The organism is Citrobacter sp. Igbk 16 (assembly GCF_028069755.1).
Classification (GTDB): Bacteria; Pseudomonadota; Gammaproteobacteria; order Enterobacterales; family Enterobacteriaceae; genus Citrobacter.
Genome location: NZ_JANEWJ010000019.1, coordinates 71,850 through 89,431, shown reverse-complemented (window position 1 = coordinate 89,431; position 17,582 = coordinate 71,850). Strand labels below are relative to the sequence as shown.

General features: G+C 52.0%; 17 protein-coding genes and 1 tRNA gene. 13 read left to right on the top strand and 5 right to left on the bottom strand.

Annotated features, from left to right (window positions below):
* The first annotated feature begins 395 nt into the window (after positions 1 to 395).
* The 13 genes from nrdH to emrB all read left to right on the top strand — a co-directional run bounded on the left by nrdH (position 396) and on the right by emrB (position 13,973).
* Positions 396 to 641: a glutaredoxin-like protein NrdH gene (gene nrdH / locus NNO03_RS14150; protein ID WP_271442294.1), complete on the top strand. Its 246-nt coding sequence runs from the start codon at positions 396 to 398 to the stop codon at positions 639 to 641.
* Positions 638 to 1,048: a class Ib ribonucleoside-diphosphate reductase assembly flavoprotein NrdI gene (gene nrdI / locus NNO03_RS14145; RefSeq protein ID WP_271442293.1), complete on the top strand. Its 411-nt coding sequence runs from the start codon at positions 638 to 640 to the stop codon at positions 1,046 to 1,048. The genes nrdH and nrdI overlap by 4 nt, the downstream gene beginning before the upstream one ends.
* Positions 1,021 to 3,165: a class 1b ribonucleoside-diphosphate reductase subunit alpha gene (gene nrdE, locus NNO03_RS14140; protein ID WP_271449809.1), complete on the top strand. Its 2,145-nt coding sequence runs from the start codon at positions 1,021 to 1,023 to the stop codon at positions 3,163 to 3,165. The genes nrdI and nrdE overlap by 28 nt, the downstream gene beginning before the upstream one ends.
* A 10-nt stretch (positions 3,166 to 3,175) precedes the next feature.
* Positions 3,176 to 4,135, top strand: coding sequence for a class 1b ribonucleoside-diphosphate reductase subunit beta (gene nrdF / locus NNO03_RS14135; protein ID WP_271449808.1), 960 nt, complete (start codon positions 3,176 to 3,178; stop codon positions 4,133 to 4,135).
* Positions 4,136 to 4,489: 354 nt separating this feature from the next.
* Positions 4,490 to 5,692, top strand: a complete 1,203-nt coding sequence (gene proV, locus NNO03_RS14130; protein WP_271449807.1) for a glycine betaine/L-proline ABC transporter ATP-binding protein ProV — start codon at positions 4,490 to 4,492, stop codon at positions 5,690 to 5,692.
* Positions 5,685 to 6,749, top strand: a complete 1,065-nt coding sequence (gene proW / locus NNO03_RS14125) for a glycine betaine/L-proline ABC transporter permease ProW (RefSeq protein WP_271449806.1) — start codon at positions 5,685 to 5,687, stop codon at positions 6,747 to 6,749. The genes proV and proW overlap by 8 nt, the downstream gene beginning before the upstream one ends.
* Before the next feature lie 189 nt (positions 6,750 to 6,938).
* A complete protein-coding gene (gene proX / locus NNO03_RS14120; protein WP_271449805.1) occupies positions 6,939 to 7,934 on the top strand; it encodes a glycine betaine/L-proline ABC transporter substrate-binding protein ProX in 996 nt (331 codons plus the stop codon).
* Between the two features lie 191 nt (positions 7,935 to 8,125).
* A complete protein-coding gene (locus NNO03_RS14115; protein WP_271442287.1) occupies positions 8,126 to 9,310 on the top strand; it encodes an MFS transporter in 1,185 nt (394 codons plus the stop codon).
* Positions 9,311 to 9,432: 122 nt separating this feature from the next.
* On the top strand, positions 9,433 to 10,170 hold the full coding sequence (locus NNO03_RS14110; protein WP_271449804.1) for an AzlC family ABC transporter permease: 738 nt from the start codon (positions 9,433 to 9,435) through the stop codon (positions 10,168 to 10,170).
* Positions 10,160 to 10,495, top strand: coding sequence for an L-valine transporter subunit YgaH (gene ygaH, locus NNO03_RS14105; protein WP_005122930.1), 336 nt, complete (start codon positions 10,160 to 10,162; stop codon positions 10,493 to 10,495). Before NNO03_RS14110 ends, ygaH begins: the two co-directional genes overlap by 11 nt.
* A gap of 90 nt (positions 10,496 to 10,585) precedes the next feature.
* On the top strand, positions 10,586 to 11,116 hold the full coding sequence (gene mprA / locus NNO03_RS14100) for a transcriptional repressor MprA (RefSeq protein WP_005122929.1): 531 nt from the start codon (positions 10,586 to 10,588) through the stop codon (positions 11,114 to 11,116).
* 129 nt (positions 11,117 to 11,245) lie between these two features.
* Entirely contained in the window at positions 11,246 to 12,418 is a 1,173-nt protein-coding gene (gene emrA / locus NNO03_RS14095) for a multidrug efflux MFS transporter periplasmic adaptor subunit EmrA (RefSeq protein WP_048213008.1), read from the top strand.
* Positions 12,419 to 12,434: 16 nt separating this feature from the next.
* Positions 12,435 to 13,973 carry a multidrug efflux MFS transporter permease subunit EmrB gene (emrB, locus tag NNO03_RS14090; RefSeq protein WP_061068443.1) on the top strand — a complete coding sequence of 513 codons (1,539 nt, stop codon included), beginning with the start codon at positions 12,435 to 12,437 and terminating at the stop codon, positions 13,971 to 13,973.
* Between the two features lie 86 nt (positions 13,974 to 14,059).
* On the opposite strand, the gene luxS is transcribed toward emrB, so the two are convergent.
* The 5 genes from luxS to NNO03_RS14065 all read right to left on the bottom strand — a co-directional run bounded on the left by luxS (position 14,060) and on the right by NNO03_RS14065 (position 17,567).
* Positions 14,060 to 14,575 carry an S-ribosylhomocysteine lyase gene (luxS, locus tag NNO03_RS14085; protein WP_003037312.1) on the bottom strand — a complete coding sequence of 172 codons (516 nt, stop codon included), beginning with the start codon at positions 14,573 to 14,575 and terminating at the stop codon, positions 14,060 to 14,062.
* Positions 14,576 to 14,724: 149 nt separating this feature from the next.
* A complete protein-coding gene (gshA, locus tag NNO03_RS14080) occupies positions 14,725 to 16,284 on the bottom strand; it encodes a glutamate--cysteine ligase (RefSeq protein WP_271441825.1) in 1,560 nt (519 codons plus the stop codon).
* Between the two features lie 77 nt (positions 16,285 to 16,361).
* Positions 16,362 to 16,790, bottom strand: coding sequence for a YqaA family protein (locus NNO03_RS14075; protein ID WP_271449803.1), 429 nt, complete (start codon positions 16,788 to 16,790; stop codon positions 16,362 to 16,364).
* Positions 16,787 to 17,353: a fructose-1-phosphate/6-phosphogluconate phosphatase gene (yqaB, locus tag NNO03_RS14070; RefSeq protein WP_040232255.1), complete on the bottom strand. Its 567-nt coding sequence runs from the start codon at positions 17,351 to 17,353 to the stop codon at positions 16,787 to 16,789. Before yqaB ends, NNO03_RS14075 begins: the two co-directional genes overlap by 4 nt.
* Before the next feature lie 137 nt (positions 17,354 to 17,490).
* A tRNA-Arg gene (locus tag NNO03_RS14065) sits at positions 17,491 to 17,567 on the bottom strand.
* Between the last annotated feature and the right edge of the window lie 15 nt (positions 17,568 to 17,582).

Here is a 17,582-nt window from a genome sequence, read left to right as displayed (position 1 = left end):
TACGATGCGCTCTCCTTGCCGTTGGAAAACGCATGTCATTATGCGCCGTCGGATGGCGGCATAAATGCCTTATCCGGCCTACGATGCGCTCTCCTTGCCGTTGGAAAACGCATGTCATTATGCGCCGCCGGATGGCGGCATAAATGCCTTATCTGGTCAGGGATCTACTCTCCTGTAGGCCGGATAAGACGCAACGCGTCGCCATCCGGCAACCTGTTATAGTCCATATCCCGTTCCCGCTCCGCTCATCACCCTGGGTATCATCAATCTAAAATTCCCATATCTTGTATGGTTGAATCTTCTTTCATCTACATCTAGTATCTTCTCTATCAGCACCCACACAAGCCGATGTCCAATATGCATCGCTCTTTTACTTTTAAATGGAAATACGAATCATGCGTATTATTATTTACACTCGTAATAACTGTGTTCAGTGCCACGCCACAAAACGGGCGATGGAAAGCCGTGGTTTTGACGTTGAGATGGTGAATGTCGATTTGCAGCCTGAACTGGCAGATACCCTGCGCGAGCAAGGTTTTCGTCAGTTGCCTGTCGTGGTGGCAGGTGAAACCCGTTGGTCAGGATTTCGCCCGGACATGATCAATCGCCTGCGCCCGGAACCCCGCGTGGTCAGCGCATGACGACCCTCGTCTACTTCTCCAGCAGCTCCGAAAATACGCACCGCTTTATGCTGCGTCTGGCGCTGCCCGCCATCCGCATTCCACTGAATGAACGCGAGAGGATCCGGGTAGACGAGCCTTACATTTTAATCGTGCCGTCTTACGGCGGCGGCGGTACGGCAGGCGCAGTCCCGCGTCAGGTGATCCGCTTTTTAAACGATCCTCATAACCGGGCATTAATCCGTGGCGTGATCGCATCTGGCAATCGCAATTTCGGCGAGGCCTATGGGCGTGCGGGTGAGGTCGTCTCACAAAAATGCGGCGTGCCATGGCTCTATCGTTTTGAGCTGATGGGTACGCAAAGCGATATCGAAAACGTTCGAAAAGGAGTGAGCGAATTTTGGCAACGACAACCGCAGAACGCGTAATCCAGCCAGCACTGGATTATCACGCCCTGAACGCCATGCTAAATCTGTACGATAAAGCCGGGCGGATTCAGTTCGATAAAGATCATCAGGCGGTGGAAGCTTTTTTTGCTACCCACGTCCGTCCTCATTCGGTGGTCTTTGCCAGTCAGCAGGAACGCCTGGACACGCTGATTCGTGAAGGCTATTACGACGAAAGCGTTTTAGCCCGCTACGATCGCGCGTTCGTGGTGAAGCTGTTTGCCCACGCCCATGCCAGCGGATTCCGCTTTCAGACATTCCTCGGCGCATGGAAGTACTACACCAGCTATACACTGAAAACCTTTGACGGCAAACGCTACCTTGAAGATTTCGAGGATCGCGTGACGATGGTGGCACTCACCCTGGCACAGGGTAACGAGGCGCTCGCTATGCAGCTCACTGATGAAATGCTCTCAGGTCGTTTTCAACCCGCCACACCAACCTTCTTAAACTGCGGCAAACAGCAGCGTGGCGAGCTGGTTTCATGCTTCCTGCTACGCATTGAAGACAACATGGAGTCCATCGGCCGGGCGGTGAACTCAGCGCTGCAGCTTTCCAAACGCGGCGGCGGCGTGGCATTTTTGCTCTCGAATCTGCGCGAGGCCGGAGCGCCTATTAAACGTATTGAAAACCAGTCTTCCGGCGTGATCCCGATAATGAAAATGCTGGAAGATGCATTTTCTTATGCTAATCAGTTAGGCGCACGTCAGGGCGCGGGCGCAGTGTATCTGCACGCGCATCATCCTGATATTTTGCGTTTTCTCGATACCAAACGTGAAAATGCCGATGAAAAAATCCGCATCAAAACGCTCTCGCTCGGTGTGGTGATCCCGGATATCACCTTCCGTTTGGCCAAAGAAAATGCCCGGATGGCGCTGTTTTCACCGTATGACGTAGAACGCCTTTACGGCAAACCATTCGGTGATATCGCCGTGAGCGAGCGCTATGACGAACTGGTTGCCGACACGCGTGTGCGCAAAACATACATTCATGCCCGCGACTTCTTCCAGCGACTGGCAGAGATCCAGTTTGAGTCTGGCTACCCCTACATTATGTTTGAAGATACGGTGAACCGTGCGAATCCGATTGCCGGTCGCATCAATATGAGCAACCTGTGCTCGGAAATTTTACAGGTCAACAGTCCATCAACCTATGATGAGGCACTGGGCTATACGCAGGTAGGGCATGATATTTCCTGCAATCTTGGATCGCTGAACATTGCCCATACCATGGATTCACCTGACTTTGCTCGTACAGTGGAAACGGCGGTTCGCGGCTTAACCGCCGTCTCGGACATGAGCCATATCCGAAGTGTTCCTTCCATTGAAGCCGGGAACAGTGCGTCACACGCCATTGGTCTCGGGCAGATGAACCTGCATGGTTATCTGGCGCGGGAAGGAATCGCCTACGGTTCACCTGAAGGGCTGGATTTCACCAATCTTTATTTTTACACCATCACCTGGCATGCCCTGAATACGTCAATGAAACTGGCCCGTGAACGCGGAAAATCTTTTGCCGGATTTGGTCAGTCACGCTATGCCAGTGGCGAGTACTTTACCCAGTATTTGCAGGGAGACTGGCAGCCTAAAACAGAGAAAGTCCGCGCACTGTTTGCCACAAGCGGCATTACGTTGCCAACCCGGGAGATGTGGCAGCAGCTGCGGGATGATGTGATGCGCTACGGCATCTATAACCAGAATTTACAGGCCGTTCCGCCGACCGGTTCGATCTCCTATATCAACCACGCGACCTCAAGCATTCACCCGATTGTATCGAAAGTGGAAATTCGTAAAGAGGGTAAAACCGGGCGCGTTTACTACCCTGCCCCGTTTATGACCAACGAGAATTTGGCCCTGTATCAGGATGCCTACGAGATTGGCCCACAAAAGATCATTGATACCTATGCCGAGGCGACACGGCATGTCGATCAGGGACTCTCACTGACGCTATTTTTCCCCGATACCGCTACCACTCGAGATATCAACAAGGCACAGATCTACGCCTGGCGTAAGGGTATCAAATCGTTGTACTACATCCGGTTACGCCAGTTGGCGCTGGAAGGAACCGAAATTGAGGGTTGCGTGTCATGCGCACTGTAAGGAGAACAGAATGAAACTATCTCGCGTCAGCGCCATCAACTGGAACAAGATTGAAGATGATAAAGACCTTGAGGTATGGAATCGCCTGACCAGTAACTTCTGGCTACCGGAAAAAGTCCCGCTTTCCAATGATATTCCGGCATGGCAAACGTTGAGCGCTGCCGAGCAGCAGCTCACTATCCGCGTATTTACCGGCCTGACGCTGCTCGACACGATTCAGAATATCGCCGGCGCCCCCGCGCTAATGGCGGATTCAATCACGCCACATGAAGAGGCGGTACTGTCGAATATCAGCTTTATGGAAGCCGTGCACGCGCGCTCCTACAGTTCTATTTTTTCCACGCTTTGTCAGACCAAAGATGTGGACGCGGCTTACCTCTGGAGTGAGAAAAATTCTCCGCTCCAGCACAAGGCACAGATAATTCTGACGCATTACGCCAGCGAGGAACCGCTGAAAAAGAAAATAGCCAGCGTATTTCTGGAATCCTTCCTGTTCTATTCCGGCTTCTGGCTACCGATGTATTTCTCCAGCCGCGGCAAGTTGACGAATACCGCAGACCTTATCCGCCTGATCATTCGTGATGAAGCAGTTCATGGTTATTACATTGGCTATAAATACCAAAAAGGTCTGGAGCACGTTTCACCCTCTACGCGTGACGCGCTACAGAATTATGCCCTCGATCTGTTGATGGAATTATATGACAACGAAGTTCGTTATACGGAGGAACTGTATGCGGAAACCCCGTGGGTGGAAGACGTCAAAGCCTTTCTCTGCTACAACGCCAATAAGGCGCTAATGAATTTAGGTTATGAGTCCCTGTTCCCGGCAGAAATGGCGGATGTGAACCCGGCAATCCTCGCAGCGCTCTCACCCAACGCAGACGAAAACCACGATTTCTTCTCTGGTTCAGGGTCATCTTATGTGATGGGTAAAGCCGTCGAAACAGAAGATGACGACTGGAATTTTTAACGTTTCCTTCCGCGGGAAATACCTTACATTTTCCGCGTTAATATTTTAACGAGATCACATTTTTATCACACAAATATGATTGGGTGATCTACACTCAATATCAGCCGCAATATTCGCCTGTATTTCAACAATTCAGGCGCATTTTCAGTGTCATTTACAAAAAATATCCCTCAAGGCTCATCCGCGCTCAGCCCTTATATCATGGGAAATCCCGCCATCTGACGTTTGGCAATATTCATGCCACAAACAAATTCAGGGTTGTCTCAGATTCTCAGTATGTTAGGGTAGAAAAAGGTCACTATTTCCATCAGGTAATATATCGATATAAACAAATAACAGGAATCATTCTATTGCATGGCAATTAAATTAGAAGTTAAAAATCTCTATAAGATATTTGGCGAGCATCCCCAGAGAGCGTTCAAATATATTGAAAAGGGACTTTCAAAAGAGCAAATTCTGGATAAAACAGGGCTATCGCTTGGCGTCAAAAACGCCAGTCTGGCCATTGAAGAAGGCGAGATATTTGTCATCATGGGATTATCTGGTTCGGGTAAATCCACAATGGTACGCCTTCTCAATCGCCTGATTGAACCCACCCGCGGACAGGTATTGATAGACGGCGTAGACATTGCCCGAATCTCCGATGCCGAGCTTCGCGAGGTGCGCAGAAAAAAGATTGCGATGGTCTTCCAGTCCTTTGCCCTGATGCCGCACATGACGGTGTTGGACAATACGGCGTTCGGTATGGAATTAGCCGGTGTTAGCGCGGATGAACGTCGTGAAAAAGCGCTGGATGCGTTACGTCAGGTCGGTCTGGAGAATTACGCGCACGGCTACCCGGATGAACTTTCCGGCGGAATGCGCCAGCGCGTGGGTCTCGCCCGCGCATTAGCCATCAATCCCGATATCTTATTAATGGATGAAGCCTTCTCTGCGCTCGATCCGTTAATTCGCACCGAAATGCAGGATGAACTGGTAAAACTCCAGGCGAAGCATCAGCGTACCGTGGTCTTTATTTCCCACGATCTTGACGAAGCGATGCGTATTGGCGACAGAATTGCCATTATGCAAAACGGTGAAGTGGTACAGGTCGGTACACCGGATGAAATCCTGAATAACCCGGCGAATGATTATGTGCGTACCTTCTTCCGTGGCGTAGATATTAGTCAGGTCTTTAGCGCTAAAGATATATCCCGTCGTAGCCCTGAAGGGCTAATTCGTAAAACGCCAGGCGTCGGCCCCCGTTCGGCCCTGCAATTACTGCAGGACAAAGATCGCGAATATGGCTACGTGATTGAACGCGGCAATAAATTCGTCGGCGTGGTGTCGATCGATTCATTAAAAACAGCCTTAAGCCAGGCGCAAGGTATTGATGCGGCATTAATCAACGAGCCGCTAGCCGTGGATGCACAAACTCCTCTTAGCGAGTTACTTTCTCATGTCGGTCAGGCCCCGTGCGCGGTGCCGGTTGTCGATGAGGAACAACAGTATGTGGGCATCATTTCAAAACGCATGCTGCTACAGGCTTTAGATCGCGAGGGGGCAAACAATGGCTGATCAAACCAATCCGTGGGATACCGCACCTGCGGCCGATAGCGCCGCGCAATCTGCTGATGCCTGGGGGACACCCGCAGGCGCACCTGCCGACGGCGCTAGCGCAGACTGGCTAACCAGTGCACCGGCACCGGCACCAGAACATTTCAATATTATGGATCCATTCCATAAAACGCTGATCCCGCTGGATAGCTGGGTCACCGAAGGGATCGATTGGGTGGTCACCCATTTCCGTCCTGTCTTCCAGGGCATTCGTGTCCCGGTGGATTACATACTTAATGGCTTTCAGCAACTCCTGCTGGGCATGCCTGCGCCGGTGGCAATTATCCTGTTTGCCCTGATCGCCTGGCAAATTTCCGGCATCGGAATGGGCGCAGCCACGCTGATTTCACTGATTGCTATCGGTGCTATCGGTGCCTGGTCGCAGGCCATGATCACCCTGGCGCTGGTGCTAACCGCGTTGCTGTTCTGCGTGGTGATCGGCTTGCCAATGGGGATCTGGCTGGCGCGCAGCCCGCGTGCGGCGAAGATTGTCCGGCCACTGCTGGATGCCATGCAGACCACCCCCGCGTTCGTCTATCTGGTGCCGATCGTCATGCTGTTCGGTATTGGCAACGTTCCCGGCGTAGTGGTGACAATTATCTTCGCCCTGCCGCCCATCGTGCGTCTGACCATTCTGGGGATTAATCAGGTCCCGGCTGATCTGATCGAAGCCTCGCGCTCATTTGGTGCCAGCCCGCGTCAGATGCTGTTTAAAGTGCAGTTGCCGCTGGCGATGCCCACCATTATGGCAGGGGTGAACCAGACGCTGATGCTGGCACTCTCCATGGTGGTTATCGCGTCGATGATCGCCGTCGGTGGGTTGGGTCAGATGGTTCTGCGCGGTATCGGTCGTCTGGACATGGGTCTGGCTACCGTTGGCGGTGTGGGGATCGTGATCCTCGCCATCATTCTGGACCGTCTGACGCAGGCCGTAGGCCGCGACTCGCGTAGCCGTGGTAACCGTCGCTGGTACACCACCGGTCCGGTTGGGCTTCTCACCCGCCCTTTCACTAAGTAGTTCACCCGTTGCCCGGTGACACATTGCTTACCGGGCCTACAATTCATTAGCTTACACAAAATCGTTCAAGTTGCATCGCGGCGGAAAACGAATGTATCCCCTGGAGCGTACAAGTAGACGTGACCGGGGGAGCCGGAGTGCAGCCAACTAAGAGGCAGCTTGAAGGATGAAGTGTAATAAGGAACAACGATGCGACATACCGTAATTTTTGCCACAGCGTTTGCCACCCTTGTCTCCACCAGCGCTTTCGCTTCTGACCTGCCGGGCAAAGGCATCACTGTACAACCTATCCAGAGCACCATCTCTGAAGAGTCCTTCCAGACGCAGTTAGTGAGCCGTGCGCTGGAGAAACTGGGCTACACCGTAAATAAGACAAGCGAAGTCGACTACAACGTCGGCTATACCTCTATTGCCTCTGGCGATGCGACGTTTACCGCCGTGAACTGGCAGCCGCTACATGATGATATGTACGCCGCAGCCGGCGGAGATAAAAAATTCTATCGCGAGGGGGTATTCGTAACAGGCGCTGCACAGGGTTATCTGATCGACAAAAAAACCGCTGAGCAGTACAAAATCACTAACATCGCCCAGTTAAAAGATCCGAAGATCGCCAAAATCTTTGACACCAACGGTGACGGAAAAGCCGATATGATGGGCTGTTCACCGGGCTGGGGTTGTGAAGCCGTGATTAACCACCAGAACAAAGCCTTCGATCTGGAAAAAACAGTCGAGGTCAGCCACGGTAACTATGCAGCAATGATGGCTGACACCATTACCCGCTTTAAAGAAGGCAAACCGATCCTCTACTACACCTGGACACCATACTGGGTCAGTGACGTGATGAAACCGGGCAAAGATGTCGTCTGGCTGCAGGTCCCGTTCTCTTCTCTGCCCGGTGAACAGAAAGATATCGATACCAAACTGCCGAACGGCGCGAACTATGGCTTCCCGGTAAACACCATGCACATTGTCGCTAATAAGGCCTGGGCGGAGAAAAACCCGGCGGCGGCGAAACTGTTTGCCATCATGAAATTGCCACTGGCAGATATCAACGCGCAGAACGCAATGATGCATGATGGTAAAGCCTCAGAAGCTGACGTTCAGGGCCACGTTGATGGCTGGATTAAAGCCCACCAGCAGCAGTTCGATGGCTGGGTAAAAGAAGCGCTGGCTGCGCAGAAATAACCCATTCATAGGCCTGATAAGCATAGCGCTTTCAGGCCCAGTAACCCCACCAATGCCGGATGGTGGCACGATGCGCCTTATCCGGCCTACACCCCCTTCCCACACCGCACAATCCATCACCCAACAAATCAGCAACATTTAATCACTTCCGTTATGATTGTTTTCTGCAACCCATTATTCAGTTGAAAACAATGACCAAACCCACTCACGGGCTTAGCCCGGCACTGATTGTTTTAATGTCTGTGGCGACCGGCCTCGCCGTTGCCAGTAACTATTACGCCCAGCCTCTGCTCGACACCATCGCGCGAAACTTTTCGTTGTCGGCCAGTACTGCGGGCTTTATTGTCACTGCAGCACAGCTTGGCTACGCTGCGGGGCTCCTGTTTCTGGTACCACTTGGCGATATGTTTGAACGCCGGATGCTGATTGTCTCGATGACACTGTTAGCCGCAGGCGGCATGTTGATTACTGCCAGCAGTCAGTCGCTGGGGATGCTGATCCTCGGTACTGCGCTAACCGGGTTGTTCTCAGTTGTCGCACAGATCCTGGTTCCGCTGGCGGCGACGCTCGCCACGCCGGACAAGCGCGGTAAAGTTGTTGGTACGATTATGAGCGGCCTGTTGCTGGGGATTTTGCTGGCGCGAACGGTTGCAGGGTTGCTGGCGAATCTCGGCGGTTGGCGCACCGTATTTTGGGTGGCCTCAGTATTGATGGCGCTGATGGCGATTGCCCTGTGGCGTGGTTTGCCGAAGATGAAATCAGAGACCCATCTTAACTACCCGCAGCTATTGGGATCCGTGTTTAGCCTGTTTATCCACGATAAATTACTCCGCACCCGCGCGATGTTGGGCTGCCTGACCTTTGCTAACTTCAGTATCCTCTGGACATCAATGGCATTTTTACTCGCCGCACCGCCGTTTAACTATTCAGAGGGAATGATTGGCCTGTTCGGGCTGGCAGGTGCTGCCGGTGCGTTAGGCGCTCGTCCGGCGGGCGGTTTTGCCGATAAGGGTAAATCGCATCTCACGACTACCGCAGGCCTGCTGTTACTGTTGCTCTCCTGGCTGGCTATCTGGCTCGGACATACTTCAGTGCCGATGCTGATTATCGGTATCCTGGTACTGGATCTGACTGTTCAGGGGGTACATATCACCAACCAGACCGTTATCTATCGCATTCACCCGGACGCACGTAATCGTCTGACTGCCGGGTACATGACCAGCTATTTCATTGGTGGTGCGGCAGGTTCTCTGATTTCAGCTTCAGCCTGGCAGCATGCCGGCTGGGCTGGCGTTTGTCTGGCAGGTGTGACCGTTGCCGTACTCAACCTGCTGGTCTGGTGGCGAGGTTTTCACCGCCAGGAAGCCGCAAATTAAGCGTATAACGTCTGTTTACCTTTGATTGGGCTCCTCAGGGTGTTAAGGAGCCCATCAGTCTGCTAAGGTTATAACTCATTGAGCCAGGTTATTTTAATTTCGGTAATGAAGCCTATAATCCTATGGAAAGCCCTGTTCCCCAGTCTGAATTCCGTTCTGCTACGTTAACTGAAGGATTCAAAGACAGCCTACCGATAGTTATCAGTTATATTCCGGTCGCATTTGCATTTGGTATGAATGCGACTCGCCTGGGCTTTACTCCCGTTGAAAGCGTTTTTTTCTCCTGCATCATTTACGCCGGTGCCAGCCAGTTTGTCATCACAACCATGCTCGCCGCAGGCAGCTCACTGTGGGTCGCAGCTCTGACCGTCATGGCGATGGATGTTCGCCACGTTTTGTATGGCCCATCTCTACGTAGCCGTATCGCCCGACAGCTGAGCAAACCTAAAAGCGCGTTATGGGCCTTTGGCCTCACCGACGAAGTCTTTGCCGCTGCAACGGCGAAGCTGGTGCGGGATAATCGGCGCTGGAGTGAAAACTGGATGATCGGCATCGCGCTATGCTCCTGGGCTTCCTGGGTACTTGGCACAGTTATCGGTGCATTTTCCGGCACTGGCTTACTGAAGGGTTTCCCGGCGGTAGAAGCAGCACTGGGGTTTATGCTCCCGGCGCTGTTTATGAGTTTTCTGCTGGCCTCTTTCCAGCGTAAGCAAACGCTATGCGTCACGGCGGCATTAGCCGGTGCACTGGCTGGCGTGATGCTGTTTTCCATTCCGGCAGCCATCCTGGCAGGCATAGCCTGCGGATGCCTGACTGCGCTCATTCAGTCGTTCTGGCAGGGGGGTCCTGATGAGCTATGAGGTTCTGCTGCTCGGTCTGCTGGTCGGCTGCGTCAATTACTGTTTTCGCTATTTACCACTGCGTCTGCGAATGGGGAATGTGCGCCCGACAAAACGCGGAGCCACTGGAATATTACTCGACACCATCGGTATTGCATCAATTTGCGCCCTGCTGGTGGTGTCTACCGCGCCAGAAGTGATGCACGACGCTCGTCGTTTTGTACCTACGCTGGTGGGGTTTGTGGTACTGGGTGCAAGCTTCTATAAGACCCGCAGCATTATCATTCCGACCTTACTGAGTGCTCTGGGCTATGGATTAGCCTGGAAAATGCTGTTTGTCTTATAGATGAAAATAATCATTTTAAATAAATAATACATTTACTTTATTTGTCACTGTCGTTACTATATCGGCTGAAATTAATGAGGTTATACCCAAATGGATAGTTCGTTTACGCCCATTGAACAAATGCTAAAATTTCGCGCCAGCCGCTACGAAGAGTTCCCTTATCAGGAAGTGCTTCTGACACGTCTTTGCATGCATATGCAGGGCAAGCTGCTGGAAAACCGCAATAAGATGCTGAAAGCTCAAGGGATTAACGAGACGTTGTTTATGGCGTTGATTACGCTGGAGTCTCAGGAAAACCACAGTATTCAGCCTTCTGAACTGAGCTGCGCACTTGGCTCGTCACGGACTAACGCCACCCGCATCGCGGATGAGTTAGAAAAGCGTGGCTGGATCGAGCGTCGCGAAAGCGATAACGATCGCCGCTGTCTGCATCTGCAATTGACCGAAAAAGGCCATGCTTTTTTGCAGGAGGTATTACCGCCTCAGCACAACTGCCTTCATCAGCTTTGGTCATCTCTCAGCACCACCGAAAAAGATCAACTTGAGCACATCACCCGTAAACTTCTGACCCGTCTTGATCAGATGGAGCAGGATGGCGCGGTATTAGAAGCGCTGCGCTAACGCGCTGACTCGCTCAGAAATCCAGATTTAAAAATGAAAAACCGACAGGCCAGCACGCACAGTGCTGGCCTTTCTGATAAACAGGTCGGCCCCAGCCGATGTGAAAAAAATAAGATCGTGGAGAACAACATGAGCGCAAATGCGGAGACTCAAACCCCGCAGCAACCGGTCAAGAAGAATGGCAAACGTAAAAGTATGCTGCTCCTGCTGACCTTGCTCTTTATTATCATTGCCGTGGCATATGGGATTTATTGGTTTTTAGTACTGCGTCATATCGAAGAGACAGACGATGCTTACGTGGCAGGGAACCAGGTTCAAATTATGGCGCAGGTATCAGGCAGCGTGACGAAAGTCTGGGCTGATAACACTGACTTTGTAAAACAGGGCGATGTCCTGGTCACTCTCGATCAGACAGATGCCAAACAGGCATTTGAAAAAGCCAAAACTGCGCTGGCGTCCAGCGTGCGCCAGACGCACCAGTTGATGATCAACAGCAAACAACTGCAGGCAAGCATTGAAGTGCAGAGAACCGCGCTGGCCCAGGCACAAAGCGATTTTAATCGTCGTGTCCCACTGGGTAACGCCAACCTGATTGGCCGCGAAGAACTGCAACATGCCCGCGATGCTGTCGCCAGCGCTCAGGCTCAGCTTGATGTCGCAATCCAACAATATAATGCAAACCAGGCAATGATTCTGGGTAGCAAGCTGGAAGATCAACCTGCTGTACAACAGGCTGCCACCGAAGTGCGTAATGCCTGGCTGGCGCTGGAACGTACCAAAATTGTCAGCCCGATGACCGGCTATGTTTCCCGTCGTGCCGTGCAGCCCGGCGCACAAATTAGCCCCACGACGCCGCTGATGGCAGTTGTTCCGGCGACTAACCTGTGGGTGGATGCCAACTTCAAAGAAACACAGCTGGCGCACATGCGTATTGGCCAACCGGCGACCGTCATCAGTGATATTTACGGCGATGATGTGAAATACACCGGGAAAGTCGTCGGCCTGGATATGGGTACGGGCAGCGCCTTCTCCCTGCTGCCGGCGCAAAACGCGACCGGTAACTGGATCAAAGTCGTCCAGCGTTTGCCGGTACGTATCGAACTGGATGCGCAGCAGCTGGCACAACATCCACTGCGTATTGGTTTGTCGACACTGGTTACGGTAGATACCGCTAATCGTGACGGGCAGATCCTGGCAAGCCAGGTCCGCACGACGCCAGTATCAGAAAGTAATGCACGTGAAATCAACCTTGATCCGGTCAATAAGATGATCGAAGAGATCGTGCAGGCCAACGCGGGCTAATTCAAAGGTGCGTGTGATGCAACAGCAAAAACCGCTGGAAGGCGCGCAGCTCGTCATTATGACGATTGCGCTGTCCCTGGCGACATTCATGCAGGTGCTGGACTCCACCATTGCTAACGTGGCGATCCCCACTATCGCCGGGAACCTCGGCTCTTCACTGAGCCAGGGAACCTGGGTGATCACCTCATTCGGGGTGGCGAATGCTATCTCTATTCCGATCACCGGCTGGCTGGCAAAACGCGTTGGCGAAGTACGACTATTCATGTGGTCAACTATCGCCTTCGTCATTGCGTCATGGGCATGTGGGATGTCCACCAGCCTGAATATGCTGATTTTCTTCCGCGTCATTCAGGGTATTGTCGCCGGTCCGTTAATCCCACTATCGCAAAGCCTGTTACTGAATAACTATCCTCCCGCCAAACGCTCCATTGCCCTCGCGCTCTGGTCGATGACGGTGATTGTTGCCCCGATCTGTGGCCCCATTCTTGGGGGCTATATCAGCGACAACTATCACTGGGGCTGGATATTTTTCATCAACGTGCCAATCGGTGCTGTAGTGGTATTGATGACGCTGCAAACGCTGCGCGGTCGGGAAACCAAAACCGAGCAGCGGCGTATCGACGCCATTGGTCTGGCGCTGCTGGTCATTGGTATCGGCAGTTTGCAGATTATGCTCGACCGCGGCAAAGAATTGGACTGGTTCGCCTCACAGGAAATTATCATCCTGACGGTTGTCGCCGTGGTGGCAATCAGCTTCCTCATCGTCTGGGAGCTTACCGACGAGCACCCCATTGTCGATCTCTCGCTGTTTAAGTCGCGTAACTTTACCATCGGCTGTCTGTGTATCAGTCTGGCCTATATGCTCTACTTCGGCGCAATCGTCCTGTTGCCGCAGTTATTGCAGGAGGTGTACGGATATACGGCAACCTGGGCAGGTCTGGCGTCTGCACCGGTTGGGGTGATTCCAGTGATCCTGTCGCCGATTATCGGCCGTTTCGCACACAAGCTGGATATGCGTCGGCTGGTCACGTTCAGCTTCATCATGTATGCCGTCTGTTTCTACTGGCGTGCGTGGACGTTCGAGCCCGGTATGGATTTTGGTGCATCGGCCTGGCCGCAGTTTATTCAGGGGTTCGCGGTAGCTTGCTTCTTTATGCCACTGACCACCATCACGCTATCGGGTTTACCGCCTGAACGTATGGCGGCAGCATCGAGCCTGTCTAACTTTACGCGAACACTGGCGGGTTCTATTGGTACATCGATCACCACAACGATGTGGACTAGCCGTGAGTCGCTGCACCATGCGCAACTGACGGAGTCAGTAAACCCTTATAACCCTAATGCGCAGGCTATGTATAACCAGCTGCAGGGATTAGGGATGACCAAAGAACAGGCATCCGGCTGGCTGGCGCAGCAAATCACCAACCAGGGGCTGATTATTTCTGCTAATGAAATCTTCTGGATGTCTGCTGGGATCTTCCTCGTGCTACTCGGCCTGGTGTGGTTTGCCAAACCGCCATTCGGTGCAGGCAGTGGCGGCGGCGGCGCACACTAATAAAAAAAGCCAGTTCGTATGAACTGGCTTTTTTATGCCTGACATTTGGTGACCCGATAGCACGATGCTTAGCAGGCCCGCCCAGACTAGATATGCAGTTCCTGCAATTTTTCTTTCGGCAGTGCCAGCTCTTCATTACTGTTAACGCGGACATCACGTTCCAGAATATGACGAGCAATATCCTGCGCTTCGCTGAGGGAGTGCATCTGATACGTACCGCACTGGTAGACGTTCAGTTCCGGGATCTGATTCTGATCCTGTACTTTCAACACATCTGCCATTGCCGCTTTCCAGGCATCAGCTACACGTTGTTCATCCGGCGTTCCAATCAGGCTCATGTAGAAACCGGTACGGCAACCCATTGGCGAAATATCGATAATCTCAACGCCGTTACCATTCAGGTGATTACGCATAAAACCAGCAAACAGGTGTTCCAGCGTATGAATACCTTTCTCAGGCATCACTTCTTTGTTCGGAATGCAGAAACGCAGATCAAACACGGTGATAGCGTCGCCATGCGGGGTGTTCATCGTTTTTGCAACCCGGACTGCAGGAGCTTCCATCCGGGTGTGATCGACAGTAAAACTATCTAACAACGGCATTTAGCCACCTCCGATAAATTTTTTTAAAATATTCTGAACTCTTTGTTCCGGGGCGAGTCTGAGTATATGAAAGACGCGCATTTGTTATCATCATCCCTGTTTTCAGAGATGAAATTTTGGCCACTCCCGAGTGGCCTTTTTCTTTTGTATCAGGCGTGCTTTTCCAGCCACACACCAAACGGCTCAGTATCTGCCGCTTCAATCTCCTGCTGACGGCGCTTGGAAGCCGCACTTTCAGCAATAAATTCTTCTTCCTGCAGCAGTTCCAATGGCTCTTCGCGCAACAGGTTACGGTACGCTTCACCCAACGCTTTACCCGTGCCGCCAATACCTGTATCAATCATAGACCGCAGGATACGCGCTGAGAATGTCAGCTCAGGATTATCAAAGCAGGCAACCAGTTCGTCACAGACTTTTTGATATTCCTCTCCCCCGTGAATGCCGTCCAGCGTTTGTGCCACACGTTTCAGATCACGGAACAGATCTTTACCCACTTTAGGCAGCGGGAATTGAGCCGTTTCACAACCAATTCCTAACGTCAGACCTGGCTTGCGCCCTTCCAGAATAACGCGATTCCAGTTAGTACGCGTACACAGCAGCTCGTCGCTACTCATTTCCGGCGCATCTGCCAGAACACACCAAACCATGAACAAATCGAGGAAGCGCACCTGCTGTTCATCTACGCCGATTGGCGAGAATGGGTTGATATCGAGTGAACGCACTTCGATGTACTCAATGCCGCCGCGTAGAAGTGCATCAGATGGCGTTTCACCGCTGCGAGTCACGCGTTTCGGACGAATTGGCGCATACAGTTCATTTTCGATTTGCAAAACGTTGCTGTTGATTTGCAGGCGCTTACCGTCTTTCTCGAGACCGATCGCCGCGTATTCTTCTGAAGGCGTTTTAATCGCGCGCTTCAATCCTGCCACATACTCATGCAAATCGTTAAACGTAATTCCGAGATTGCTTTGCGACTTATTAGTATAACCCAGGTCACTCAGACGCAGCGACGTGGCATAAGGCAGGTAATACATACCACAATCGGTTTTTTCAAACGGCAGCGTTGTCGGCTTTCCTTGCAGGAAGGAGGAACAAATTGCGGGTGAGGCACCAAACAGATACGGGATCACCCAACCGAAACGGTAGTAGTTGCGGATCAGACGGAAATACCCTGCTGACACTTTTTCTTTAACGTCTTCATCACTATCTGTTACGCCACATTTCGCCTGCCAGAAAGCCATCGGCAGCGAGAAGTTGTAGTGTACGCCGGAGATAGTCTGCATCAACGCGCCGTAACGGTTTTTGAGGCCTTCACGGTAAAGGGTTTTCAGACGACCGATATTCGAAGTACCGTACTGCGCCAGCTCGATATCCTGACCTTCAGCAATATAGCAAGGCATGCTCAGTGGCCACATACGCTCATCGCCAAGATTCCTGGCGGTATAGCGATGCAGATCGCGCATGAACGTGAGCATTTTGTGAATGTCATCGCCCGGTGGAGTAATAAACTCCAGCAGCGTTTCGGCAAAGTCGGTGGTTATCCATTTATGCGTTAGCGCTGAGCCTAACACTTCAGGATGGCCTGTCGTTGCCAATGAACCATCAGCATTAACACGCAGCGTTTCGCGCTCGAGCCCGCGTTGAATCCCCTCTAACGCATGAGGATGTTTTTCCAGCCAGGCCAGCGCCTGTGATACGTCCGGGATCAAATTGACCTCCCGCCTGTCAAAATCGTTTTAATTAGCATAATGGTATTGGTCACCCTGAAGGTTATTCCACAACACAATTAGTGCCACCACATAATGCCTTGCGTCGTAACCGCCGCGACCACAACATAGCGCAGCGCTTTGCCAAGACATAAAAAAAAGATCACCGGGCCCCACGAGATGCGCATCCATCCCGCTAACAAGCACAGTAAATCACCCACAACCGGCATCCAGCTTAATAATAGTGTGACAGCGCCATAGCGCCTCAGCCAGCCAGTGGCTTTCTCTTGCCAGCGCGATGTTTTACGCAACGGAAAGAAACGCCCAAGGATAACGTTAGTTAACCCTCCAAGGCTATTACCCATTGTTGCTGTTAAAACTAAGACCCAGGGATGACTCGCTCCAGAAACCAGTAAGGCAACTAAAACAACTTCAGAATTTCCAGGTAATAGCGTGGCGCTGAGAAAGCTGCTGGCAAACAGTGAGAGGAGCGACAGTCCATCACTCACAGTAACCGAACATCCACAGCATCCATTCCTGCCGCACGCGCTGCCTGCAACCCAAAATCGGCATCTTCAAACACAACGCAGCGAGCCGGAACGACGCCCATACGCTCAGCACATAACAAGAAGGTATCTGGAGCCGGTTTATGGCGTTGTACGTGATCGGCCGCCACCACAGCATCAAAATAACGACGCAGCCCAAGGTGAGTGAGCAGAGCTTCTGCAATGGCACTTTCGCTCCCAGTGCCAACTGACATAGGACGGCGACCATACCAGGCTTTCACAACATCGACCAACGGTAAAGGCTGGACGCTATCCAGCAGCATGCTTTTAACCTTATCGGTTTTTTCACGCGCCAGTGCATGGGGATCAAGATCGGCATGGTTCAGTTCAATCACCGATTGGGCAATACGCCACGTTGGGGAACCGTTGAGAGCGACCATAGCCTGCTCATCAAAACGTAGCCCATAACGTCCTAATACTTCATGCCACGCTTTACGGTGCGTAGGCTCGGTATCCAGGATGGTACCATCCATATCAAAAATTAAACCTGCATAACGTTCGTACATCGTCTTCTCACAAGCCGATTAACCAGACGTTATTTTATCGTAATTGATTGATTTTGTCGCTGACAGCGAATTGAGGATTGTTCAGGGAAGATAAGGAAATAATTCAGGGAGAGGTAAGAAAAAAATTCAGGAGAAGATGGTGCATCCGGGAGGATTCGAACCTCCGACCGCTCGGTTCGTAGCCGAGTACTCTATCCAGCTGAGCTACGGATGCTTCGGTGAAACTAGA